The sequence below is a fragment of the Winogradskyella sp. ABM4_392 genome (assembly GCF_056160445.1).
Map to the genome: position 1 here is coordinate 95,496 of NZ_JBSWXE010000003.1, position 21,003 is coordinate 116,498.

Genomic DNA, 21,003 nt, shown 5'->3' on the forward strand with positions numbered 1-21,003 from the left:
TAAAGGATTGACTAAACCTCTTTTCCTTTCATCATTTTATTCCAGTATAAATATGGCAATCCATATTTTTTTAGCATCCATAATCTCCAATGCTCTTTCTCACTGTTAAAGACAAGCATTTGCTTAAGTTTAGGATCTGGAATGAAATTATTATCATAATCAAATTCGGCTAAAATCATTTTACCATAGCCTGTCACTAATGGACAGGATGAATAGCCGTTATAAGATTTATTTCCTTTTTTATTATAGGCAATTAACTGACGAATATTATCAGATACCACAGGCACTTGTTTGCGTATAGCAGCACCTGTTTTAGCAGTTGGCAATGCTGCTACATCACCTAAACCAAATATGTTTGGATATTTATTGTGTTGTAATGTATGTATATCTACATCTAACCAACCTGCATCATTAACCAACGATGATTCTTTCACAAATTTTGGTGCAGTTTGAGGTGGTGCTAAGTGAAGCATATCAAAAGGCATTTCAATAATTTGCTCACCAGACATGACTTCTCTAAGCTCATTATCTTCATTAATCACACACTTATTTTCGCCAGTACCAACACCTTTAAAAGTTACCATTTGGTTTTCTCCATCAATTTTTATTGGTGCATAAAAAGGTTTGAAGTGAATACCATATCTGCTAATAACCTGCATTAAACTCTCTCTAATTTCCTTAACTCCAAAAATTACAGAACCAGGTGTAGCAAAAACGACATTGCTCTTATTTTTAAGACCATTCTTTTTAAAATAATCTGCTGCTAAATAGGCTATTTTTTGTGGTGCTCCACCACATTTAATTGGTGTTGTTGGCTGCGTAAAAACAGCATTACCACCTTTAAAATTTCTTAAAACTTCCCAAGTATGCTTTGGATCTGTGTAGTTGCTGCACACTACTCCTTTACCTAGAGACTCTGTTAAACCTTCAATGAGTGATGTATCCATCACAAGTCCTGGAGAAACAATTAGATAATCATAAGTAATATCACCACTTTCTTTTGTTGATACTGCATTTCCTTCTGGATTAAAACCCGTTGCAAAATCTTTAATCCAATCTAATCCTTCTGGCATTACCGACGACATTGGTCGCTTTGTTTTTTCAAAATCATAAGTTCCTCCACCTACAAGTGTCCATGCTGGTTGATAATAATGCCACTCAGCTGGCTCTATTAAACCGATGTCTAATGATTTATCTTTTGCTAATAAGTTGGCAGAAGTCATAATACCTCCCGTACCTCCACCAATTACTAAGATTTGATAATGAGATTTCATAGTTTATATGAGAATTTAGTTAGTGTTAGTTAGTTAAAAATCAATCTGTTTAAAATTAGATTGTTTTCACTTAAAGAATGTAACTTTTGTTACATAAGTATTGAATTTATTATTAAAACACTAAAATTATACCTTTTTATTTAACAGTTAGCTAATAAAACAACTCATAAATTAAAGAGTTAATAAAATGCTTATATACAAAAAAAACAGGTAACTAACCTTTAAATTGAAGAAATCTAAAAAGGAAGTTTATCTTTATTTTAAAACTTAATCGTTAGTAGTGATGAGATTTATTAAATCGTCTTTTTGTAGTAAACCAGATTGTCGCCAAACTTGCTCGCCATTTTTGAATAACATGAGAGTTGGCACACCACGCACTTGGTATCTGGCAGCTAAGGCCTGATTTTTATCAACATCAATTTTTATAATAGAGACTCTGTTACCTAGGTTGTCCTTTACTTGTTTTAAAATAGGAGTCATCATTTTGCAAGGTCCACACCATTCTGCAAAAAAATCGACTAAAACGAGTTTGTCTTTATTAATTATTTCAGAAAATTTGCTCATACCTGACTTTTAATTCTTTTTGAAAGATACATTCCAAATACCTCTTACCTGATTTTCTGAATAGCCTTTTGCTTTATCTTCAGGATATAGTAAAGTTAATGTTTTTAAAACATCTGGCTTAATATTAGTTTCTGGTTTACCATGGCATTGTAGACACATTGTATTTGTTACAATCGGATAATACACATGAACATCGTCCTCTGTTTCTTTTACTATTGGACTAATTTCTTTTTCACCTGCAACCAACGTTTTAAATGTATTGATGTATTCTAATTCTTCTGAATTGGCCTTGTTTTTTAGGTTTCGAGGTTTGTCGCTTACACGTTTTATGCTTGCATTATGAACTACAGCCATACTATCAGTCAATGGATACGCTCTAACATTACAAAATTCTAAGGCTTCTAATGTGCCTTTTTTTTGAATTGTACCCATTAAGTTTTTTCCTAAAACAGCTTTGGTGGTTAAAGCATACTTTACACCTCTTTCTCCATAAGGTAAATCTTCATAACTGGTTTGTGCTTGTTGCTGATGTTTTCCTTTGCCCATTCCTTTACCTTGACCATTTCCGTTGTGTTTTCCTTTTTCTTCATTAAAATGATCTTCGAACCATTCTGGTTGATCGATCTCAAAATCATACATGTAGTCAGCAATTTTTTCAATGGTCTCTTCTGGGAAAGCTTGTTTTGGCATTACTCCAAAACGTCTAACAGCACCTCTCATTTTGGCATCAGTTTCGTTTGGATTTTTTATCCAAGCTTTCATATCTGCTATAAATTGTTCTTTGGTTGTTTCATCATCAATATAATGTCTTTTTATAGCTACCATTGGAGGACCAATTCTATCATCGTGACTGGCAGTTGGACTATGGCAAACGTAACAATTGGTTTCCATCAATTTTTTGCCTGGATGATTATTGGCTTGCATGTTTTTTTCAAATGCAGATAGATCTTTGTTTTTGGAGTTATTGCAACTCAAAATAAAGACAGAAATGAATAATATTAAAATGTACCTCATGTTGAAATTACTAATATCTTAATATACCTCCTTTTAAATCATAGATTTCAATAAAGCCCATAGCTTCTAGCTTTTTAGACGTTTGTCTACTTCTACTTCCGCTACGGCAGTATACATAAACAGCTTTATCTTTATTTAATTTATTAAATTCTACGTTGAACTTTCCAGAGAAAAAATCTATGTTTTTTGCTCCTTTTATATGACCACCTTTAAACTCTGGTGGTGTTCTAACATCTATAAGTTGAACGTTTTTGTTTTCAACTTGCGCTTTAAATTCCTCTGGTGATAATAGTTTTATGGCATCACTCTGTGATGTTTTAGAACCAAATAATGAAGCAAAAAATGACATAAGAATAATTTTTATTTTTAACTATCGTAAAATTAGTTGTTTAACCTTTGATATAGCGTAACCTATGTTACACAAAAGGCATGTACTACAATAAAGAGCACATGCCTAATTAATTACAACTTAAGTTTTTTTTATTTTAAAGTTGAAGGACAAACATAATCCGTTCTTGGGATGTCGGTTTTCTTTATAGCATCATAACCGCCTGCTACATCCACCAAGTTATGAATTCCTCTACTTTTTAATATCGATGCAGCAATTACTGAACGATATCCACCAGCACAATGCACATAGAATGTTTTATCTTCTGGGAATTCGCTTAGGTAATTATTCAAATAATCTAGTTGTGTGTTTTTAGCTCCATCTACATGTTCAGCAACATATTCACCTTCTCTTCTAACATCAAAAACCACATCTTTTTTCTCTTCAAAATCTTTAGCAAATTCTTCAGCAGAAATTGAAGTTATTGTGTCAACCTCCATATTAGCATCTTTCCAAGCTTCGAAGCCTCCATCCAAGTAACCTATAACATTATCAAAACCAACTCTAGATAATCTGGTAACCACTTCTTCTTCTCTTCCTTTTGGTGCTACCAATAAAATAGGCTGTGTAACGTCTACAATTAATGCTCCTACCCATGGTGCAAAATTACCATCGATACCAATAAAAACAGAACGTGGAATATGTCCTTTAATAAACTCTGATTGATGACGAACATCTAATACAATAGCTTCTGTTTCGTTAGCAGCAGCTTCGAAAGCTTTTGGTGATAACGGATTTTGAGCTTTATCCATAACCTTGTCAAAACTCTCGTAACCTTTAATATTCATTAGTACATTCTGCGGAAAATATCCTGGAGGTTCTGTTAAACCATCTAAAAGCTCTTCTATAAACTCTTCTCTGGTCATGTCTGCTCTAAGCGCGTAATTGGTTTTCTTTTGATTGCCAAGTGTATCAGTAGTTTCTTTACTCATATTTTTACCACAAGCAGATCCTGCTCCGTGATTTGGATACACAATTAAATCATCGCTCAATGGCATTATTTTATTACGTAAAGAATCGTATAGATGAGATGCTAATTTATCTTGAGTAAGTTCAGCAACTACTTTTTGTGCTAAGTCTGGTCTACCAACGTCACCTATAAATAACGTATCGCCTGTAATAATACCATGCTCTTTGCCCTTTTCATCTATGAGTAAATAGGTTGTACTTTCCATAGTATGTCCTGGTGTGTGGATAACTTTCACCTTATAATCTCCTATTTCAAAAATCTGATTATCTTCTGCAACAATAGCTTCGTAGTTTGGCTTTGCAGTTGGCCCAAATACAATTTTTGCACCAGTTTTCGCTTTAAGATCTAAGTGACCAGAAACAAAATCTGCATGAAAATGCGTCTCAAAAATATATTTAATTTTTGCATCGTCTAATTTAGCTCTATTAATGTAAGGCTGAACCTCGCGCAATGGATCAAAAATAGCAGCTTCACCTTTACTTTCAATATAATACGCTGCATGAGCTAAGCATCCTGTATAAATCTGTTCTATTTTCATAATTATTTTGGTTAATGTGAATAAATTTCACTCAAATTACTAACACTTTAAAAAATGAGTTGTAACAAAAGTTACATTGTTAATTCCTTATAAATAATGTAAATACCCATGATTAACACAAACCAGCCAAATCCTTTTTTTAGCTTTTTTCCTTCAATAAAATTTGAGAGGTAAATCCCTAAAAATATACCGACTACAGATATGGATGTGAAAGTTAAAAGGAATGTCCAGTCAATGTCTAAATTTTCAACATCACCTATAAAACCAATTAATGATTTTATGGCAATAATAAGTAATGATGTGGCCACAGCTTTTTTCATTGGTAGTTTGGCCAATAGCACTAATGCCGGAATGATTAAAAATCCACCTCCTGCACCAACTATTCCTGTTATAACACCAACAATTATACCTTCAGTAACAATTAATGGATAGTTAAAGACTACTACGGAATCAGAAACTGCTTTGGCCTTTTTATTCTTAATCATGGATACAGACGCAACCAGCATTACGATTGCAAAAAATATCATTATACCTATATTCTTTGTTACTAAAAAATCACCAACACTAAACAGCTCTTCTGGAATTGCTGGTACCAAATATTTTCTGGTAATATATACTGCAATAAAAGCTGGAATAGCGAAAACAATGGCAGTTCTAAAATCTACCAAGCCTTTTTGTATATTTCTAATGGCTCCAACTAAGGAAGAAACTCCAACTACAAATAGTGAATAGGCTGTTGCAGTAACAGGGTTTACAAATAGTAAATACACCAAGATAGGAACGGTTAAAATAGAGCCTCCACCTCCAATAAGCCCAAGAACAACTCCAATAAATAAAGCTCCGATATAGCCAAAAATTTGATTTAAATCCATAAATAATTTAGTTAGTGAGATCTCAAAACTAATGGAGAACTACTCTTATATTCGTAACAATTGTTACAATGTAGTAATTGTAGACCAAAGATTAATTTTTAAAGTCAACTGATTAATTTCAATTTGATGAAATAAATATGTACTTTCTTAAAATACGTAATTTATCGTATGGTTTCGTTAAGTAACTTTTTTGATTTTTGTATAAACTTTTACATCATGAAAAACCTACTAAGCCTTATTTTTTTAGCAACATTTAGTTTAAGTATTTCTGCACAAGAGGTAGATTTTATTAATGCACCTGTTAATCCTATCGGATTTAAACACAAGAAAGAACACTTTTCCTTAAAAGGTGATATATATGCATCCGAAGGTAAAATCTTTGATAGAAAGGGGAATCTTGTATATAATTTCGGAACTAGATATTATTATGATAATTCAGGTAGAATAATCGGAAATAATTATGATGACACTTTTGAATATGACTCTAGAGGTAACATTGTCAGATACAAGTATAAATCAGGTTCAGAGTACAACTATCAATTCAATAGTAAAAATCTATTAACATACGAGAAAAACACATACGGTAATGAAAAAAATTATAAATACGATAGTCAAAATCGTGTTATAGAAATGGTTTCAAAAAAAAATGGTGCCTTAGACCAAACCAGATATTACAGTTATGAGAAAATAGGCAGCACTATTATAGTTAGTACGGAATATGTATATGCTAATGGAACTCCTGGTTTTACAAACAAAGTACATTATCGCGATGGCTTATTAGTTAAGGAAGAGTTATCATCAGACACTTATGAATATGTTGTAGAAACTGATTCTAAAGGAAATAAAACTAAATTTTATGATGCAAATAAAGAAACCCCAAGAGTATTTGAAACACATAATCGATATTACAGCGATGTTAATAAACCATTAAAAATAGAACTTGGTTATTATATTCCTGGTGGTTTAAAAACAGGTGAAAAACGAGAAGCCGTATATATAAATGGAAAACATGCTAAAGATATGGCAATAAGTAAAGGAGTTAAACCTAATGAAAAAGTAGTCTACGATGGTCTTACGGAAACTTACTATTCTGTTCCAAATTTTATAGACACCAATCACACTTTAGATACTCGCGTTCCTATTACAACTGTATTGTCTAAAAGCTTACCATATATTAACTATGCATATGACGGAAAGTTTATCAACTATGTTCATGGTTATAATAAAGTAAAATCAAGAGAGTTTTCTTTTATTGGCCCACATATGATTGATTATAGAATAGACAAAAGCAATGGTATAACCTATATTGTTGATGATTATAAAAATATTAAGCATAAGGAAATAAAACCTATGCGTATTATTACTACTGATACATCATCTATAGTTTACAATCGTAATATAGAAACAGAGAACTTTTTTATCGTAGTAAAAGGAAAACATATAGATTATAAAAAAGCAACATTTGAATATCTAGATAATGGAGATCCTGTTATTTTTATTGATAATGTACCTATGTATGTATTACCAGGTTTTGATGCTGCTAGAGAAAACAAGGTGTTTAAAGGAAGGCTTTATAATAATGAATTGAATACCAAGAGTAATTCATCAACCAAAGTAACAAACACATCTAACACAACAAGTACAACATCAAGCAACTCTAGTTCTTCTGGTTATCAATGTGTAGAAGGTGATTGCAAAAATGGTTGGGGAAAAGTAAAACTACCAGAATCTGTAACTGAATCTACTTTTATTAATGGAGCTCTTAATGGTGTTACTTATATAAATTATAGTAATGGTGGCTCTTATCATGGCGAATATAATAACAACAGACGAGAAGGTACTGGGTTTTATTATTGGTCATCAACAGGTAATACCTACATAGGACAATGGAAAAATGGGAAACAGCATGGTTATGGTTATGTTATTGATAGAAATGGTGCTATAAAAAGTATTGGAAAGTACGAAAATGGTTCTTTTGTAACAGATCTCGGTAAAGATTTTAATGCTGCTAAAATATCTGGCAACTGTGTTGGTAATTGCAGCAATGGATTTGGAAGATATACATACAATAATGGCGACATATATGTAGGTTATTTCAATAATGGATACCGTGCTCATATAGGAACTTACTATTGGAAAAACAAAAGTACCTACACAGGAGCTTACTCGACCGATGGAAAAAGAAATGGTTATGGAAAATATACTTATGTAGATACTTCAGTTTACAAAGGCATGTTTGTTGATGATAAAATAGATGGCCTGGGGAAAATGAAATACGCAAAATCTGGTAATGTTATCAATGGTGTATTTAATAACAAAGGTGCTAAGGTTAAGGATTATTAAGTAAGAAGCTTACTTCCCGATACAGAAATTCGCAAATATATTTCCAAGTAAATCGTCATTGGTGATTTCGCCTGTAATTTCACCAAAATGATATAAAGCTTGTCGTATGTCTATAGCCAACAAATCGCCAGACAAACCTGTTTCTAAACCATGTTGCACTTTTTGAATTTCTTCAAAAGCTTTTAATAACGCATCATAATGACGCGTATTTGTTACAATAGTTTCATTATTACGTAAAGCTCCTGTATTAATTAAATTCAATAACGAATTGGTTAATTGCTCAACACCAAATCCTGTTTTTGCAGAAAGCAATAAAACATCTGCAATAGTAGAATTTATCTTTGCCAATTGTATGTCATCTAATCGATCAATTTTATTGGCTATAACTAATAATGGTTTTTGTGGATATTTATTCCTTATTTTTTCAATTTCTATCCTCACATCCTCAAGTGTATCAATAGCCTTGCTTGCATCAAACAGATAAATTGTTACTTGAGATTGTTCTATTTTTTCAAAGGTTTTTTTAATGCCGATACTTTCAACAATATCCTCTGTTTCTCGTATACCTGCAGTATCAATAAATCGAAAACCAATTCCTCCAATGGAGATTTCATCTTCAATAGTATCTCTGGTAGTTCCAGCAATTTCAGAAACTATAGCACGCTCTTCATTTAAAAGCGCATTAAGAAGTGTAGATTTACCAACATTTGGCTCTCCTACAATGGCTACAGGAATTCCATTTTTAATAACATTACCAACTGCAAAAGAGTCTATCAAACGCTTCAATACAAAAGTGATACGCTCAATAAGTGCTTTAAATTGTGTTCGGTCTGCAAACTCAACATCTTCTTCGGCAAAGTCTAATTCTAACTCTATTAGAGATGCAAAGTTTAAAAGCTCTTCTCTTAATTTGGCTATTTCTGAAGAAAAGCCACCACGCATTTGTTGCATGGCAATTTGGTGAGAAGCTTCATTATCACTGCTTATTAAATCAGCTACAGCCTCGGCTTGACTTAAGTCTAATTTGCCATTTAAAAAGGCACGTAATGTAAACTCACCTGCGTTTGCCATTCTACATCCATGTCGCAAAAATAACTGAATAATCTCTTGCTGAATATATGGTGAACCATGACAAGACACTTCAATAACATCCTCACCAGTATAAGAATTAGGATTTTTAAATACAGATACCAAAACTTCATCTAGGGTCTTGTTACCATCAATAATGTGACCTAAATGAATTGTATGAGTCGCTTGATCTTTAAGATTTTTACCAGAAACAGATTTAAATGATGAAGAAGCTATCTCAATAGCATCTTTACCTGATAATCTTATAACTGCAATGGCACCACTACCAGAAGGTGTTGCTAGTGCTACAATGGTATCATTATGCATAGTCATTTGCTTTGTTGCAAAAGTATTGTAAAATATGGTATAGTTGAAATAAGAGTTCTATTTAAGATTTAATTCACAATGAAATACTAGAATAATTACCCTATGTTATTATATTTGCTATTGCAAAAATTGAAAATGACTGAAATGAAAAGAATACTGATTTTATTAGTTATCGGAATTACTATAGCAAGTTGTAATCAACGAAAAGAAAATGAATTTCTTATAAATGGTAATGCTGAAGGTGTACATAATGGTATAAGAATTCGTCTTGCACAAATAGATGAAAAAGGACAGCAAATCATTAAAGACTCTGCTGTAGTGATGGATGGTAAATTTTCAATAAAAGGTAACGTCGAAGAACCTAGTGTATATTTTTTATCTGCGGATGGAAGCCCAGGAAATGTGGTTTTTATGTTAGAAAATAGTGATATAACTATAGATTTTAATAAAGAGATTCCTATGGAGTCAAAGGTTATAGGTTCTGAGTCTAACAAGAGTTATGAAGACTTTCAAAACGGTATGATGGCATTTAAGGATGAAGGAGAAGCCATTATGAATAAATTTAGAGAACTTGGGCAAGAACCTGCACCACAACAAAGAGATTCTATTAGTAAAGTTATGGAATCCTTGAGAGAAAGACAAAGAGCCTATCCACTGCAGTTTGTTCAAGAAAATAATAACAGTTTCTTTAGTTTAAATCTCATTCAACTAGAGTCTAGCAGAGCTGGTTTTGATATTTTAAAATACAAAGAAGCTTATGAAAGTTTCCCGAAAGATTTAAAAGAGTCTAAACGAGGACAAGTTGTAAAACAAAAACTAGATGAGCTATACAAGGAATACGAAAAAACAGCTTATCTAGAAATTGGTAAAATAGCACCAAACTTTGAGTCTCAAACACCAGATGGTGAAACAGTTAGTTTAAATGATCTTAAAGGAAAGGTAACTATCATTGATTTCTGGGCAGCATGGTGTGGTCCTTGCAGAAGAGAAAATCCGAATGTAGTTAAGGTATATGAACAATATCATGATAAAGGCTTAGAAATCATAGGTGTATCTTTAGATGGTACTCCAAACCAAAAAGACCCTAAAAAAGCTTGGCTAGCCGCTATTGAAAAAGATGGCTTAAAATGGAATCATGTATCGAGCTTAATGTACTTTAACGATCCTGTTGCTAGGCAATATAACATTACGTCAATACCTGCAACATACATATTGGATGAAGAAGGTAGAATTGTGGCAAAAAATCTTAGAGGATTTGCGTTAGAACGTAAAATAAGACAGATGCTAGGAAATCCTTAAACTTACAATAATTAATAGATTTTAAAGCCTGCAATTTGCAGGCTTTTCCTTTAGTGTAATTTACCTGTTTTATAGAGTACATAAAGAATAACGATTGGTATTGCCAACAAACCAATATGCCCTAAATCTGTTTTAAATAGACTTGGCATTAATATTAGTGTGACAGCATAGCCGCCTACTGCACCTCCAAAATGCGCATCGTGTCCGATGTTTCCAATTCTATTTTTCATACCGTAGATAGAGTATAATAAATACCCAACACCAAAAACATAACCTGGTATAGGAATAGGAATAAAAAACATATACAAACTCATTCCTGGATCTAGCAAAATCGCAGAATACAATACTCCAGTAACGGCTCCACTAGCACCTACAGCTGTATACCAAAATTCATCTTTATGAAAATATAATGACAGTAAATTTCCAAAAATTAAACTCGCAAAATAAATGATTAAAAAATTATAAGTTCCCAATGGACCTATAACATATCCTGCAAAAAAGTAAAGCGTAATCATATTAAACAACAAATGTGTTGTATCAACATGCAAAAATCCAGAGCTAAACATGCGTATTTGCTCACCACGCTTTATACTACCAACGTTAAACTTATACTTTTCAAAAAATAAACGGTCGTCAAAACCTTTTAGTGACATTACGACATTAGCTGCAATTATTATAATGGTAACAAAATCTAAATTGTACATAAAAAATATCTATTGAATCAAATATAATATATTTGCGCTTTAGAAAGAACTAGCTTTTATGCAACTTATTGCCTACATCATTATTTACCCTATTCTTTGGTTAATTTCAATATTGCCATTTAGATTACTATACGCATTATCAGATGTGTTATACATTTTTCTTTATAAAATTTTTGGCTATAGAAAGTCTACCGTAAAGGCCAATTTAAAGTTGGTGTTTCCTGAAAAATCGGATAAGGAAATTAGAGAAATCACAAGTAAGTTTTATCATCACTTATGTGATATGATTGTAGAGTCGATAAAATCTATGACAATCTCTGAAAAAGAACTAAAAAAGCGATACCGATTTAGTAACATCGAGTTGATAAACGATTTAGAAAAAAAACAACGCAGTATCATTCTTATGTGTGCTCATTATGGTAGTTGGGAGTGGATTTTCATACTTCAAACATATGTAAAGCATAAAGGCTATGCGGTCTATAAGCGTTTAAGAAACAAATATTTTGACAGACTTGTAAAACGAATTAGAGCTAGACATAATACTTACCTTATTACTACAAAAGAAACATTTAATGTTTTAAAAGAATGTAAATCTAATGGTGAGTTGACTATAAATGGTTTTGTTTCTGACCAATCGCCTAAAGCAAATAAAGCATTTCACTGGAATGAGTTTATGGGTATAAAAGTACCAATGTATACAGGTGCAGAAATGCTTGCGAAAAAGCTTGATATGGCTGTAGTATTCTTTAGTGTAAAGCGGATAAAACGTGGGTACTATGAAACGACATTCAAAACCATTTCAGAAAATCCTAATGAATATAAAGACTACGAAATCACCGATATTTTCTTCAAACTTGTAGAACAACAAATTAAAGAAGCACCACAATATTATCTGTGGACACATAAGCGTTGGAAACACAGAAACAAAGTTCCTGAAAGTTTTAAATAAAAAGAGTTTCTAATCTAGATTAAACCAATTATCAACATTTACATCACTTGAAGTCTTTTCTACTAACGACTTATGGATAAATTCGTTATTACAACGAGAGTATTCATAATCTTTAGCCCATTCTTCGTGATTTTTGGCTAAGTCGATTATACTATTACAGACATACGCAATCTCTTTATTAGTAGTAGTTGGGTGAATAGACATACGAATCCAACCTGGTTTGCGCACCAAATCTCCAATAGAAATCTCGTCTGTAAGCTCTTTAGAGGTTTGCTGATCTACGTGTAATAAAAAATGTCCATACGTACCAGCACAACTGCATCCACCACGAGTTTGTATTCCAAATCTATCGTTCAGTAATTTTACACCAAGATTGTAATGTAAATCATCGATATAAAACGAAATAACACCTAAACGATCTTGATGCTGACCAGCCAAAATATTAATGTTAGAAACCGGTTGCAGCTTGCTGAAAATAATATCTATAAGCTCGTGCTCGCGCTCAAGGATATTGGTGACACCCATTTGTTCTTTCAGCTTAATGGATAAGGCTGTTTTTATAGTTTGAAGAAATCCTGGTGTACCACCATCTTCTCTGTCTTCAATATTATCGATGTATTTATGTTCTCCCCAAGGATTCGTCCAACTTACAGTACCTCCACCAGGACAATCTGGTACCATATTATGGTATAATTTCTTATTGAAAACCAACACACCAGAAGTACCTGGTCCTCCTAAAAATTTATGTGGTGAGAAAAATATAGCATCAAGCTGTTCTTCTTCATCTTTTGGGTGCATATTGATATCTACATAAGGTGCCGAACATGCAAAATCCACAAAACACACACCTCCATGCTGATGCATAAGCTTAGCTGCTTTGTGATATGGTGTTTGTATACCTGTAACATTAGATCCACCAACAATAGAGCAAATTTTTAATGTTCTGTCTTTGTACTGTTCTAATAATACTTCAAGATTTTTTAAACAGAATAAACCGTTATCATCTGGTGGCACAACTTCTACCTTGGCAATAGTTTCTAACCAAGAGGTTTGGTTAGAGTGGTGTTCCATATGCGAAATAAAAACAACAGGTCGCATTTCATCTGGCACAGTTGTATAATCTCTTAGGTTTTCAGGAATTTTCAACCCTAAAATACGTTGAAACTTATTAACTACACCTGTCATTCCATTTCCTGTAACGATTAAAACATCGTCTTCATTAGCATTAACATGGTGTTTTATAATATGTTTAGCTTTATGATACGCTTTTGTCATAGCTGTACCAGAAACTGTCGTTTCGGTATGTGTGTTAGCCACAAAAGGTCCAAACTCATTTAGCAATTTTTCTTCAATTGGTCTATACAAACGTCCAGAAGCCGTCCAATCTGTATAGATTATTTTTTGTTCTCCAAAAGGAGATATAAAAGTCTGATCTTGACCAACAATATGTTTCCTGAATTGCTCAAAATAAGCTTCTAGCGTTGATGTGTTATGTGTCTTTGCTTCAGAAATCATAACTTAAAGATACTAAATATTAGCGATAGCTTTTATTTCAGCAATAAAACGATCTGCTAAATCATCTGCAACTTCTTGCGACTGAGCTTCGGTATAAATGCGAATAATAGGTTCGGTATTACTCTTTCTTAAGTGTACCCAACTTTCTGCAAAATCAATTTTTACACCATCTATAGTTGTTAATGTTTCGTGACTATAATTAGTTTCCATAGTCTTTAAAATAGCATCAACATCTAATTGTGGTGTTAATTGAATTTTCTTCTTACTCATATAGTAATTTGGATACGTTGCGCGCAATGCACTTACAGACATTTTCTTCTCTGCTAAAAGGCTTAAAAATAAAGCAACACCAACCAACGCATCGCGTCCGTAATGTAACTCAGGATATATAATGCCTCCATTACCTTCACCACCAATAACTACGTTGTTTTTCTTCATTAATTCTACTACATTTACCTCACCAACTGCACTGGCTTCGTAAGTTCCTCCATGCTTTTCGGTAACATCGCGTAAGGCACGTGTAGAACTCATATTACTAACGGTATTTCCTGGATTTTTACTCAACACATAGTCTGCACAAGCCACTAAAGTATATTCTTCACCAAACATTTCTCCTTTTTCATCCATAAATGCCAAACGATCTACATCTGGATCTACCACGATACCAAAATCAGCATGTTCTTTTACCACAGCTTTTGCTAAATCACCTAAGTGCTCCTTTAAAGGCTCTGGATTATGCGGAAAATGACCTGTTGGTTCGCAATACAATTTTACAGGTTCAACACCTAAACGCTCTAATAATAATGGAATCGCAATACCTCCTGTAGAATTTACACCATCTACTACTACTTTAAAATTAGCGGCTTCAATAGCACCTTTGTTGACTAACGGTAAATCTAAAACCTCATCGATATGCAAGTCGATATACGCATCATTTTTAGTAATCTTACCAAGATCATCCACCTCAGCAAATGTCATATCGTTAGATGCAGCAATATCTAAAATCTTCTTGCCTTCTACTCCATTTAAAAACTCACCTTTATGATTCAATAATTTTAAAGCATTCCATTGTTTTGGGTTATGGCTTGCTGTTAAAATAATACCACCATCTGCATGTTCCATTGGTACAGCAACCTCAACGGTAGGTGTTGTTGATAGGCCTAAATCTATAACATGAATTCCCATACCAACTAAGGTATTCATTACTAAACTCTGAATCATTTCACCAGAAATACGTGCATCTCTACCAACCACAACTCTGTAGTTGTCCTTATTGCGTTGTTGCTTTAGCCAAGTACCGTAAGCTGCTGCAAATTTTACTGCATCAATTGGCGTTAAATTGTCCTCAACAGCACCTCCAATAGTTCCACGAATTCCTGAAATAGATTTAATTAAAGTCATAGATTTTTGATTTTGAGCAAATATAACATGTTAATACTATTTTGTTATTACGAATTTGTAAATTCGAACCTATGAATTTTCTCGCCCACATTTATCTATCTGGAGACGATGAGCTCTTAACCATCGGAAATTTTGTTGCCGATGGCATTAGAGGCAATAAATATAAAGCTTATCCTAAAAAAGTTCAGGCTGGAATTTTGTTGCACAGAGCTATTGACACCTTTACAGATGCACATCCTATTTTTAGACAAAGCACCAAGCGTTTGCACAAAAATTATGGGCATTATAGTGGAGTTATAGTGGATATTTTCTATGACCATTTCTTGGCAAAAAACTGGCAAGAATATTCAAATATTCCATTAGCAAAATATATAGATGGTTTTTACCAGAGTCTAAATGCTAATTTTGAAATTTTACCAGATCGCTTCAAACATTTAACACCAATAATGATTGAAGGCAACTGGCTTTTAAGCTATGCCACGGTTGAAGGTATTCAACTCGTATTAAACGGTATGAACAAACGTACAAAAGGCAAATCTAAAATGAATGAAGCTACTAAAGAGCTAAAAGAACATTACTCAGATTTTGAACATGAGTTTACCTCATTTTTTGAAGAATTAAGAGCCTACAGCAACTCAAAACTAATTGAAATAAAAAAGCGATTCGAACTATGAAAAACTGCTTATTAACATTATTAATTTTATTCAGTTTTATTGCTTGTAAAGATGCATCAAAACAACAAAAAACAGAGGTTAATAGACGTGGGACTATTGCAGAAAAAGCAATGGTTGTCAGCGCCAGAAAGGAGGCTTCTGAGATTGGTGTACAAATTCTAAAACTAGGTGGTAATGCTTTTGATGCTATGATGGCAACCGAAATGGCTTTGGCGGTAACCTATCCTTATGCTGGTAATCTTGGTGGTGGCGGGTTTTTGGTTTTTAGATTAGCTGATGACACAAAAGGAGCATTAGATTTCAGAGAAAAGGCTCCACTGGCTTCAACAAAAAACATGTATCTCGATGAGAATGGTAATGTGATAAAAAACCTAAGCACTGTTGGCAGCATGGCTATTGGAGTTCCAGGAACAATTGCAGGTATTTTTGAAGCCCAAAAAAAATATGGTAAGCTCGATATAAAAACTATATTAAAACCTGTCATAGAACTAGCAAATAACGGTTTCGTTGTTACCAAAAAACAAGCAAAACGATTCGCTGCATACGATAGTATTTTCACTGCCGTAAACAAAAAACAAATACTATTTAATAAATCTATTAAAGTCGGAGATACACTAAGAAACAAAGCTTTAGCTCAAACACTTCAGCGTATTTCTGATTATGGCAGAAATGAATTTTATACTGGCAAAACCGCAGAAACTCTAGTATCATTTCTTCAATCTGAAGGCAGTATTATTACACTTGAAGATTTAAAGAAATATGAAGCCAAATGGCGAAATCCTGTAACTTTTGAATATGACGATTTAACCATCACCAGCATGTCTCCTCCATCTTCTGGTGGTATTTGTTTAGGGCAAATTATGAAGATGATTGAGCCTTTCGATTTAGATGATTATGGTCACAACGCTTTAAAAACCATTCAGGTTATCGTCGAAGCCGAAAAGCTTGCCTATGCAGACAGAAGCTATTATCTAGGTGATCCAGATTTTGTAGACATCCCAACAGAAACTTTATTGAGTGATGTCTATCTTCAAGATAGAATAAATAATTTTTCATTTGAAAAACCGACTCCTTCAGATGACTTGTCACATGGTAATATTGTTGGTTATGAAAGTGATGAAACCACGCACTACTCTATCGTAGATCAATTCGGAAATGCCATTGCTGTAACCACGACACTAAATGGTGCTTATGGTTCTAAATTGTATGCTGAAGAATTAGGTTTCTTCCTTAATAACGAAATGGACGACTTTAGCAGCAAGCCCGGCGAACCAAACTACTTTGGTCTTATTGGTGCAGAAGCTAATAGCATTGCGCCAGAAAAACGGATGTTGAGTTCTATGACACCTACTATTGTAGAAAAAGAAGGTGAACTCTTCATGACAGTAGGCACACCTGGTGGATCTACAATTATAACCTCTGTATTACAAACCATTCTTAATGTGCATGAGTTTGGACTTACAATGCAAAATGCAGTTGATGTTCCACGCTTTCATCATCAATGGTTGCCAGATGAAATTAGAATGGAACCAAATTCTTTTGACAAAAACCTTATCAAACAATTAGAAAATTTAGGATACAACATCAACCAAACACGTTCTCCTGTAATTGGTAAAGTAGATGGTATTTTAGTTTTGGATGATGGCACACTTGAAGGTGGTGCTGACCATAGAGGAGACGATACTGCAGTTGGGTTTTAACATTGTTTTTAAATTTTCAATTTGAGGATATCGTATCTTTAGCTACATCAATCAACTAGTAACCACCATTAAAACCAACCAGATATGAAAAATCACATTGCAATTGTAGCGCTATGCGCTTCTATTTTCTCATTTTCTCAAGGCACTCAATTATTAAGACAACCTACACTTCATGGGGATGATGTGGTCTTTGTATATGCTAACGATCTTTGGAAATCATCTCTAAATGGTGGCACAGCAATACGATTAACCAGTGATGAAGGCTATGAGTCTAATCCTCATTTTTCTAATGACGGAAAACTAATTGCCTTTACAGCGCAATACGACGGCAATGTTGATGTATTTGTTATGCCTGCTGAAGGTGGAGAACCAAAACGACTTACCTATCATCCTGGTGGTGATTTTGTGCAAGGATGGACACCAGATGGCAAAGTATTATTCCGATCCGGAAGAGAAGCACAGCCAACAATGACCAATAAATTTTTCACAGTCTCTACAGATGGTGGTTTGCCAGAAGCTTTAGATATTCCCAGAGCAGCTTACGGAGAAATGTCTCCAGATGGCAAACATCTCGCCTATACTCCTATTACAGGTTGGGATGCTGAGTGGAGAAACTATCGTGGCGGACAAGCAATGCCTATTTGGGTTGTAGATTTAAAAACAAAAGACCTAGTAAGAACATCGCAACCAACAAAGGAGCGTCATTTAGATCCTGTTTGGTTAAACGGACTGGTGTATTTTATGTCCGAACGCGATTACACCATGAACATCTGGTCTTTTAACCCTTCAACTAAAGAAGAAAATCAAGTAACTTTTCATAAAAAGTTTGATGTAAAAAGTTTAGATGCGTGTGATGATAAATTGATTTACGAACAAGGTGGTTATCTTCACGTTTTCAATCCTTCAACAAACAAAACAAAGCAATTAAATATTGATGTTAAAGCAGATCTCAATTTCTACAGAACAAAATGGGATAATGTTTCTGCCAGACAATTAATAAATCCTAATGTTTCACCAACAGGAAAGCGTGCTATTTTTGAACATCGTGGTGAAATCTTTACTGAACCTAAAGAAAACGGTACATGGAAAAATATTACCAACTCACCTGCTGTTGCAGATCGAAATCCTATATGGTCACCAAATGGTGATAAAATCGCTTGGTTTTCTGACAAAAGTGGCGAATACCAATTAATGCTAGCAGATCAAAATGGTGATAATGTCGAAGCGATTTCGTTGCCAAATCCAACGTTTTACTTTCAACCAGATTGGTCTCCAGATGGTAAGCATATCGCTTATACAGACACACATTATAACGTTTGGATTATTAATCTTGAAACTAAAAAGACTAAAAAGATTGATACAGACCGATATGCGCATCCTAACCGTTCTATGAATCCTGTTTGGTCACCAGACAGCAAGTGGATAGCATACGCAAAACAGCAAGAAAATCATTTTAAAGCCATTTTTGCTTACAACATAGACTCTAAAAAAGTGATTCAGATTACAGATCCTATAGCTGATGCCATTACGCCAGTTTGGGATGAGTCTGGGAAATACCTTTATACATTGGCGAGTACCAACTACGGATTACAAAGTGGTTGGTTAGACATGAGTAATTACGATCCTGCAGCTAACCTTACCAGAAGTTTGTATGCAGTTGTTTTAAGTAAAAATGACAAAGCACCTAACCTTCCTAAAAGTGACATGGAGGAAGCAAAGAAGGAAAATGATGATAAGAAAGAGGATAAAAAGAACGATAAAAAATCATCTGATGGAGTTACAGTAACAATTGATAAAGATGGTATTTTCGATAGAGCTGTGGCGCTAAACTTACCTGACAGGAACTACATAGCTTTACTAAAAGGTCCTAAAAACACGGTTTTTATTGCCGAGGCTATTCCTAATGCTAGAGGACTAAAAGTACATTCGTATGATGTTGAAAAAGAAAAAGCTTCGGACTTTGCTGAAGGCGTTTCGCAAATGGTAGCGTCTAACGACAGAAAATCTATTTTGCTTTCCCAGAATGGTAATTGGGTATTAACAGGCACATCTGCTCCACCAAAACCAGGAAAAGACAACTTAAAGATTGACATCAAAATAAAGTTAGATCCTAAAGCTGAAGCACATCAAATTTTTAAAGAAGGCTGGCGCTACATGAGAGACTTCTTATATGTAGATAATGTGCATGGTGCACCTTGGGACGAAGTATACAAATGGTACGCACCTTGGATAGACCATGTACGTCACAGAACAGACCTAAACTACGTAGTGGATATAATGAGTGGTGAAGTTGCTGTTGGACATTCTTATGTTTCTGGTGGTGATTTCCCTAACGTAGACCGTGTCGCTGTTGGGTTGCTAGGTTGTGATTTTGAAAAAACCAATGGCAACTTCAAGATTTCTAAAATTTACACTGGAGAACGTTGGAATCCTAATATTGATGCGCCTTTGGCAAAACCAGGTATTGACGTTAAAGAAGGAGATTACATCCTGGCGATTAACGGAAAAACATTAAATAGCAAAACAAATCCTTATGCCTTATTAGAGCAAACTGCTGGCAGAGAAATTACCTTAATGGTAAATTCGCAACCAACACTTACCAATGCTCGTAGCGTACTTGTAAAACCTGTAAGTAATGAACGTAGCTTAAGGAGTATCGATTGGATTGAGAGTAACCGTCGTAAAGTTGATGAATTATCTAATGGTAAACTCGCTTACGTCTATGTACCAAACACTGGTGGTGGAGGTTTTACCTCTTTCAACAGATATTATTTCGCTCAGCAAGATAAAAAAGGGGTTGTTATAGACGAACGTAATAATGGTGGTGGTTCTGCGGCAGATTATATGATGGATATTATGTCTCGAGAGATCTACGGTTACTTTAACAGTAAAGCTGGCGACAAACGCCCTTGGACCACACCTATTGCAGGTATTTGGGGACCAAAAGTTATGTTGATTAACGAGCGTGCTGGCTCTGGTGGAGATTTACTTCCTTACATGTTTAAAATGAGAAACTTAGGACCACTAATCGGTACAAGAACCTGGGGAGGACTTGTTGGTACTTGGGATACTCCACGTTTTATTGATGGTGGACGTATGGTTGCGCCTCGTGGAGGTTTCTATGATGTAAATGGTGAATGGGCTGTAGAAGGTGAGGGTGTTGCACCAGATATTGAAGTGATTCAGCATCCTAAAGAAACTTCAAAAGGAAATGATCCTCAATTAGAACGTGCGGTACAAGAAGCACTAAAGCTTTTAAAAGAAAACGAGTTTGAATTAAAACCAGAACCAAAAGCTCCTGTACGTTGGAAACGTCCTAAGGGCTACAAATCTGATAATTAATAATACAACTCATTACGAGTAATGTTGTTCTGTGGCAAATTACAATTGCACCGAAAATTAA

At 34.1% G+C, this 21,003-nt stretch carries 16 protein-coding genes; 6 read left to right on the plus strand and 10 right to left on the minus strand.

The window, feature by feature from the left end:
* Nucleotides 1–11: 11 nt before the first annotated feature.
* The 6 genes from ACXAFS_RS09170 to ACXAFS_RS09195 form a co-directional block, all read right to left on the minus strand.
* A complete protein-coding gene (locus ACXAFS_RS09170) occupies nucleotides 12–1,274 on the minus strand; it encodes an NAD(P)/FAD-dependent oxidoreductase (RefSeq protein ID WP_475306504.1) in 1,263 nt (420 codons plus the stop codon).
* Nucleotides 1,275–1,541: 267 nt separating this feature from the next.
* Nucleotides 1,542–1,838, minus strand: coding sequence for a thioredoxin (gene trxA / locus ACXAFS_RS09175; protein WP_475306505.1), 297 nt, complete (start codon nucleotides 1,836–1,838; stop codon nucleotides 1,542–1,544).
* 9 nt (nucleotides 1,839–1,847) lie between these two features.
* A complete protein-coding gene (locus ACXAFS_RS09180; protein ID WP_475306506.1) occupies nucleotides 1,848–2,852 on the minus strand; it encodes a c-type heme family protein in 1,005 nt (334 codons plus the stop codon).
* Nucleotides 2,853–2,862: 10 nt separating this feature from the next.
* Nucleotides 2,863–3,201, minus strand: coding sequence for a rhodanese-like domain-containing protein (locus tag ACXAFS_RS09185; RefSeq protein WP_475306507.1), 339 nt, complete (start codon nucleotides 3,199–3,201; stop codon nucleotides 2,863–2,865).
* A 131-nt stretch (nucleotides 3,202–3,332) separates the two neighbouring features.
* The gene (locus ACXAFS_RS09190) at nucleotides 3,333–4,748 is read right to left on the minus strand and encodes an MBL fold metallo-hydrolase (RefSeq protein WP_475306508.1); all 1,416 of its coding nucleotides are present in this window, start codon (nucleotides 4,746–4,748) and stop codon (nucleotides 3,333–3,335) included.
* Nucleotides 4,749–4,819: 71 nt separating this feature from the next.
* Entirely contained in the window at nucleotides 4,820–5,620 is an 801-nt protein-coding gene (locus tag ACXAFS_RS09195; protein ID WP_475306509.1) for a sulfite exporter TauE/SafE family protein, read from the minus strand.
* A 216-nt stretch (nucleotides 5,621–5,836) separates the two neighbouring features.
* On the opposite strand from ACXAFS_RS09195, the gene ACXAFS_RS09200 reads away from it, so the two are divergent.
* A complete protein-coding gene (locus tag ACXAFS_RS09200) occupies nucleotides 5,837–7,963 on the plus strand; it encodes an MORN repeat-containing protein (RefSeq protein ID WP_475306510.1) in 2,127 nt (708 codons plus the stop codon).
* Between the two features lie 9 nt (nucleotides 7,964–7,972).
* Here ACXAFS_RS09200 and mnmE read toward each other — a convergent pair whose 3' ends face one another.
* Nucleotides 7,973–9,358 carry a tRNA uridine-5-carboxymethylaminomethyl(34) synthesis GTPase MnmE gene (mnmE, locus tag ACXAFS_RS09205; RefSeq protein ID WP_475306511.1) on the minus strand — a complete coding sequence of 462 codons (1,386 nt, stop codon included), beginning with the start codon at nucleotides 9,356–9,358 and terminating at the stop codon, nucleotides 7,973–7,975.
* Between the two features lie 144 nt (nucleotides 9,359–9,502).
* Between mnmE and ACXAFS_RS09210 the strand changes: the two genes are divergently transcribed.
* Entirely contained in the window at nucleotides 9,503–10,657 is a 1,155-nt protein-coding gene (locus ACXAFS_RS09210) for a redoxin domain-containing protein (RefSeq protein ID WP_475306512.1), read from the plus strand.
* Nucleotides 10,658–10,707: 50 nt separating this feature from the next.
* On the opposite strand, the gene ACXAFS_RS09215 is transcribed toward ACXAFS_RS09210, so the two are convergent.
* Nucleotides 10,708–11,361, minus strand: coding sequence for a rhomboid family intramembrane serine protease (locus ACXAFS_RS09215; RefSeq protein WP_138434435.1), 654 nt, complete (start codon nucleotides 11,359–11,361; stop codon nucleotides 10,708–10,710).
* Nucleotides 11,362–11,419: 58 nt separating this feature from the next.
* Between ACXAFS_RS09215 and ACXAFS_RS09220 the strand changes: the two genes are divergently transcribed.
* Nucleotides 11,420–12,310, plus strand: coding sequence for a lysophospholipid acyltransferase family protein (locus tag ACXAFS_RS09220; RefSeq protein WP_475306513.1), 891 nt, complete (start codon nucleotides 11,420–11,422; stop codon nucleotides 12,308–12,310).
* A 9-nt stretch (nucleotides 12,311–12,319) separates the two neighbouring features.
* Here ACXAFS_RS09220 and ACXAFS_RS09225 read toward each other — a convergent pair whose 3' ends face one another.
* Together ACXAFS_RS09225 and glmM are read right to left on the minus strand one after the other, a co-directional pair.
* Nucleotides 12,320–13,825 (minus strand): aminotransferase class V-fold PLP-dependent enzyme, encoded by a 1,506-nt coding sequence (locus tag ACXAFS_RS09225; RefSeq protein WP_475306514.1) that lies wholly within the window; start codon nucleotides 13,823–13,825, stop codon nucleotides 12,320–12,322.
* Nucleotides 13,826–13,837: 12 nt separating this feature from the next.
* The gene (gene glmM, locus ACXAFS_RS09230) at nucleotides 13,838–15,226 is read right to left on the minus strand and encodes a phosphoglucosamine mutase (protein WP_475306515.1); all 1,389 of its coding nucleotides are present in this window, start codon (nucleotides 15,224–15,226) and stop codon (nucleotides 13,838–13,840) included.
* A gap of 71 nt (nucleotides 15,227–15,297) precedes the next feature.
* Between glmM and ACXAFS_RS09235 the strand changes: the two genes are divergently transcribed.
* The 3 genes from ACXAFS_RS09235 to ACXAFS_RS09245 all read left to right on the plus strand — a co-directional run bounded on the left by ACXAFS_RS09235 (nucleotide 15,298) and on the right by ACXAFS_RS09245 (nucleotide 20,942).
* Nucleotides 15,298–15,900 (plus strand): acyl carrier protein phosphodiesterase, encoded by a 603-nt coding sequence (locus tag ACXAFS_RS09235; RefSeq protein ID WP_475306516.1) that lies wholly within the window; start codon nucleotides 15,298–15,300, stop codon nucleotides 15,898–15,900.
* Nucleotides 15,897–17,600 carry a gamma-glutamyltransferase gene (gene ggt, locus ACXAFS_RS09240; RefSeq protein WP_475306517.1) on the plus strand — a complete coding sequence of 568 codons (1,704 nt, stop codon included), beginning with the start codon at nucleotides 15,897–15,899 and terminating at the stop codon, nucleotides 17,598–17,600. Before ACXAFS_RS09235 ends, ggt begins: the two co-directional genes overlap by 4 nt.
* Before the next feature lie 84 nt (nucleotides 17,601–17,684).
* Nucleotides 17,685–20,942 (plus strand): S41 family peptidase, encoded by a 3,258-nt coding sequence (locus ACXAFS_RS09245; protein WP_475306518.1) that lies wholly within the window; start codon nucleotides 17,685–17,687, stop codon nucleotides 20,940–20,942.
* Nucleotides 20,943–21,003 lie beyond the last annotated feature (61 nt).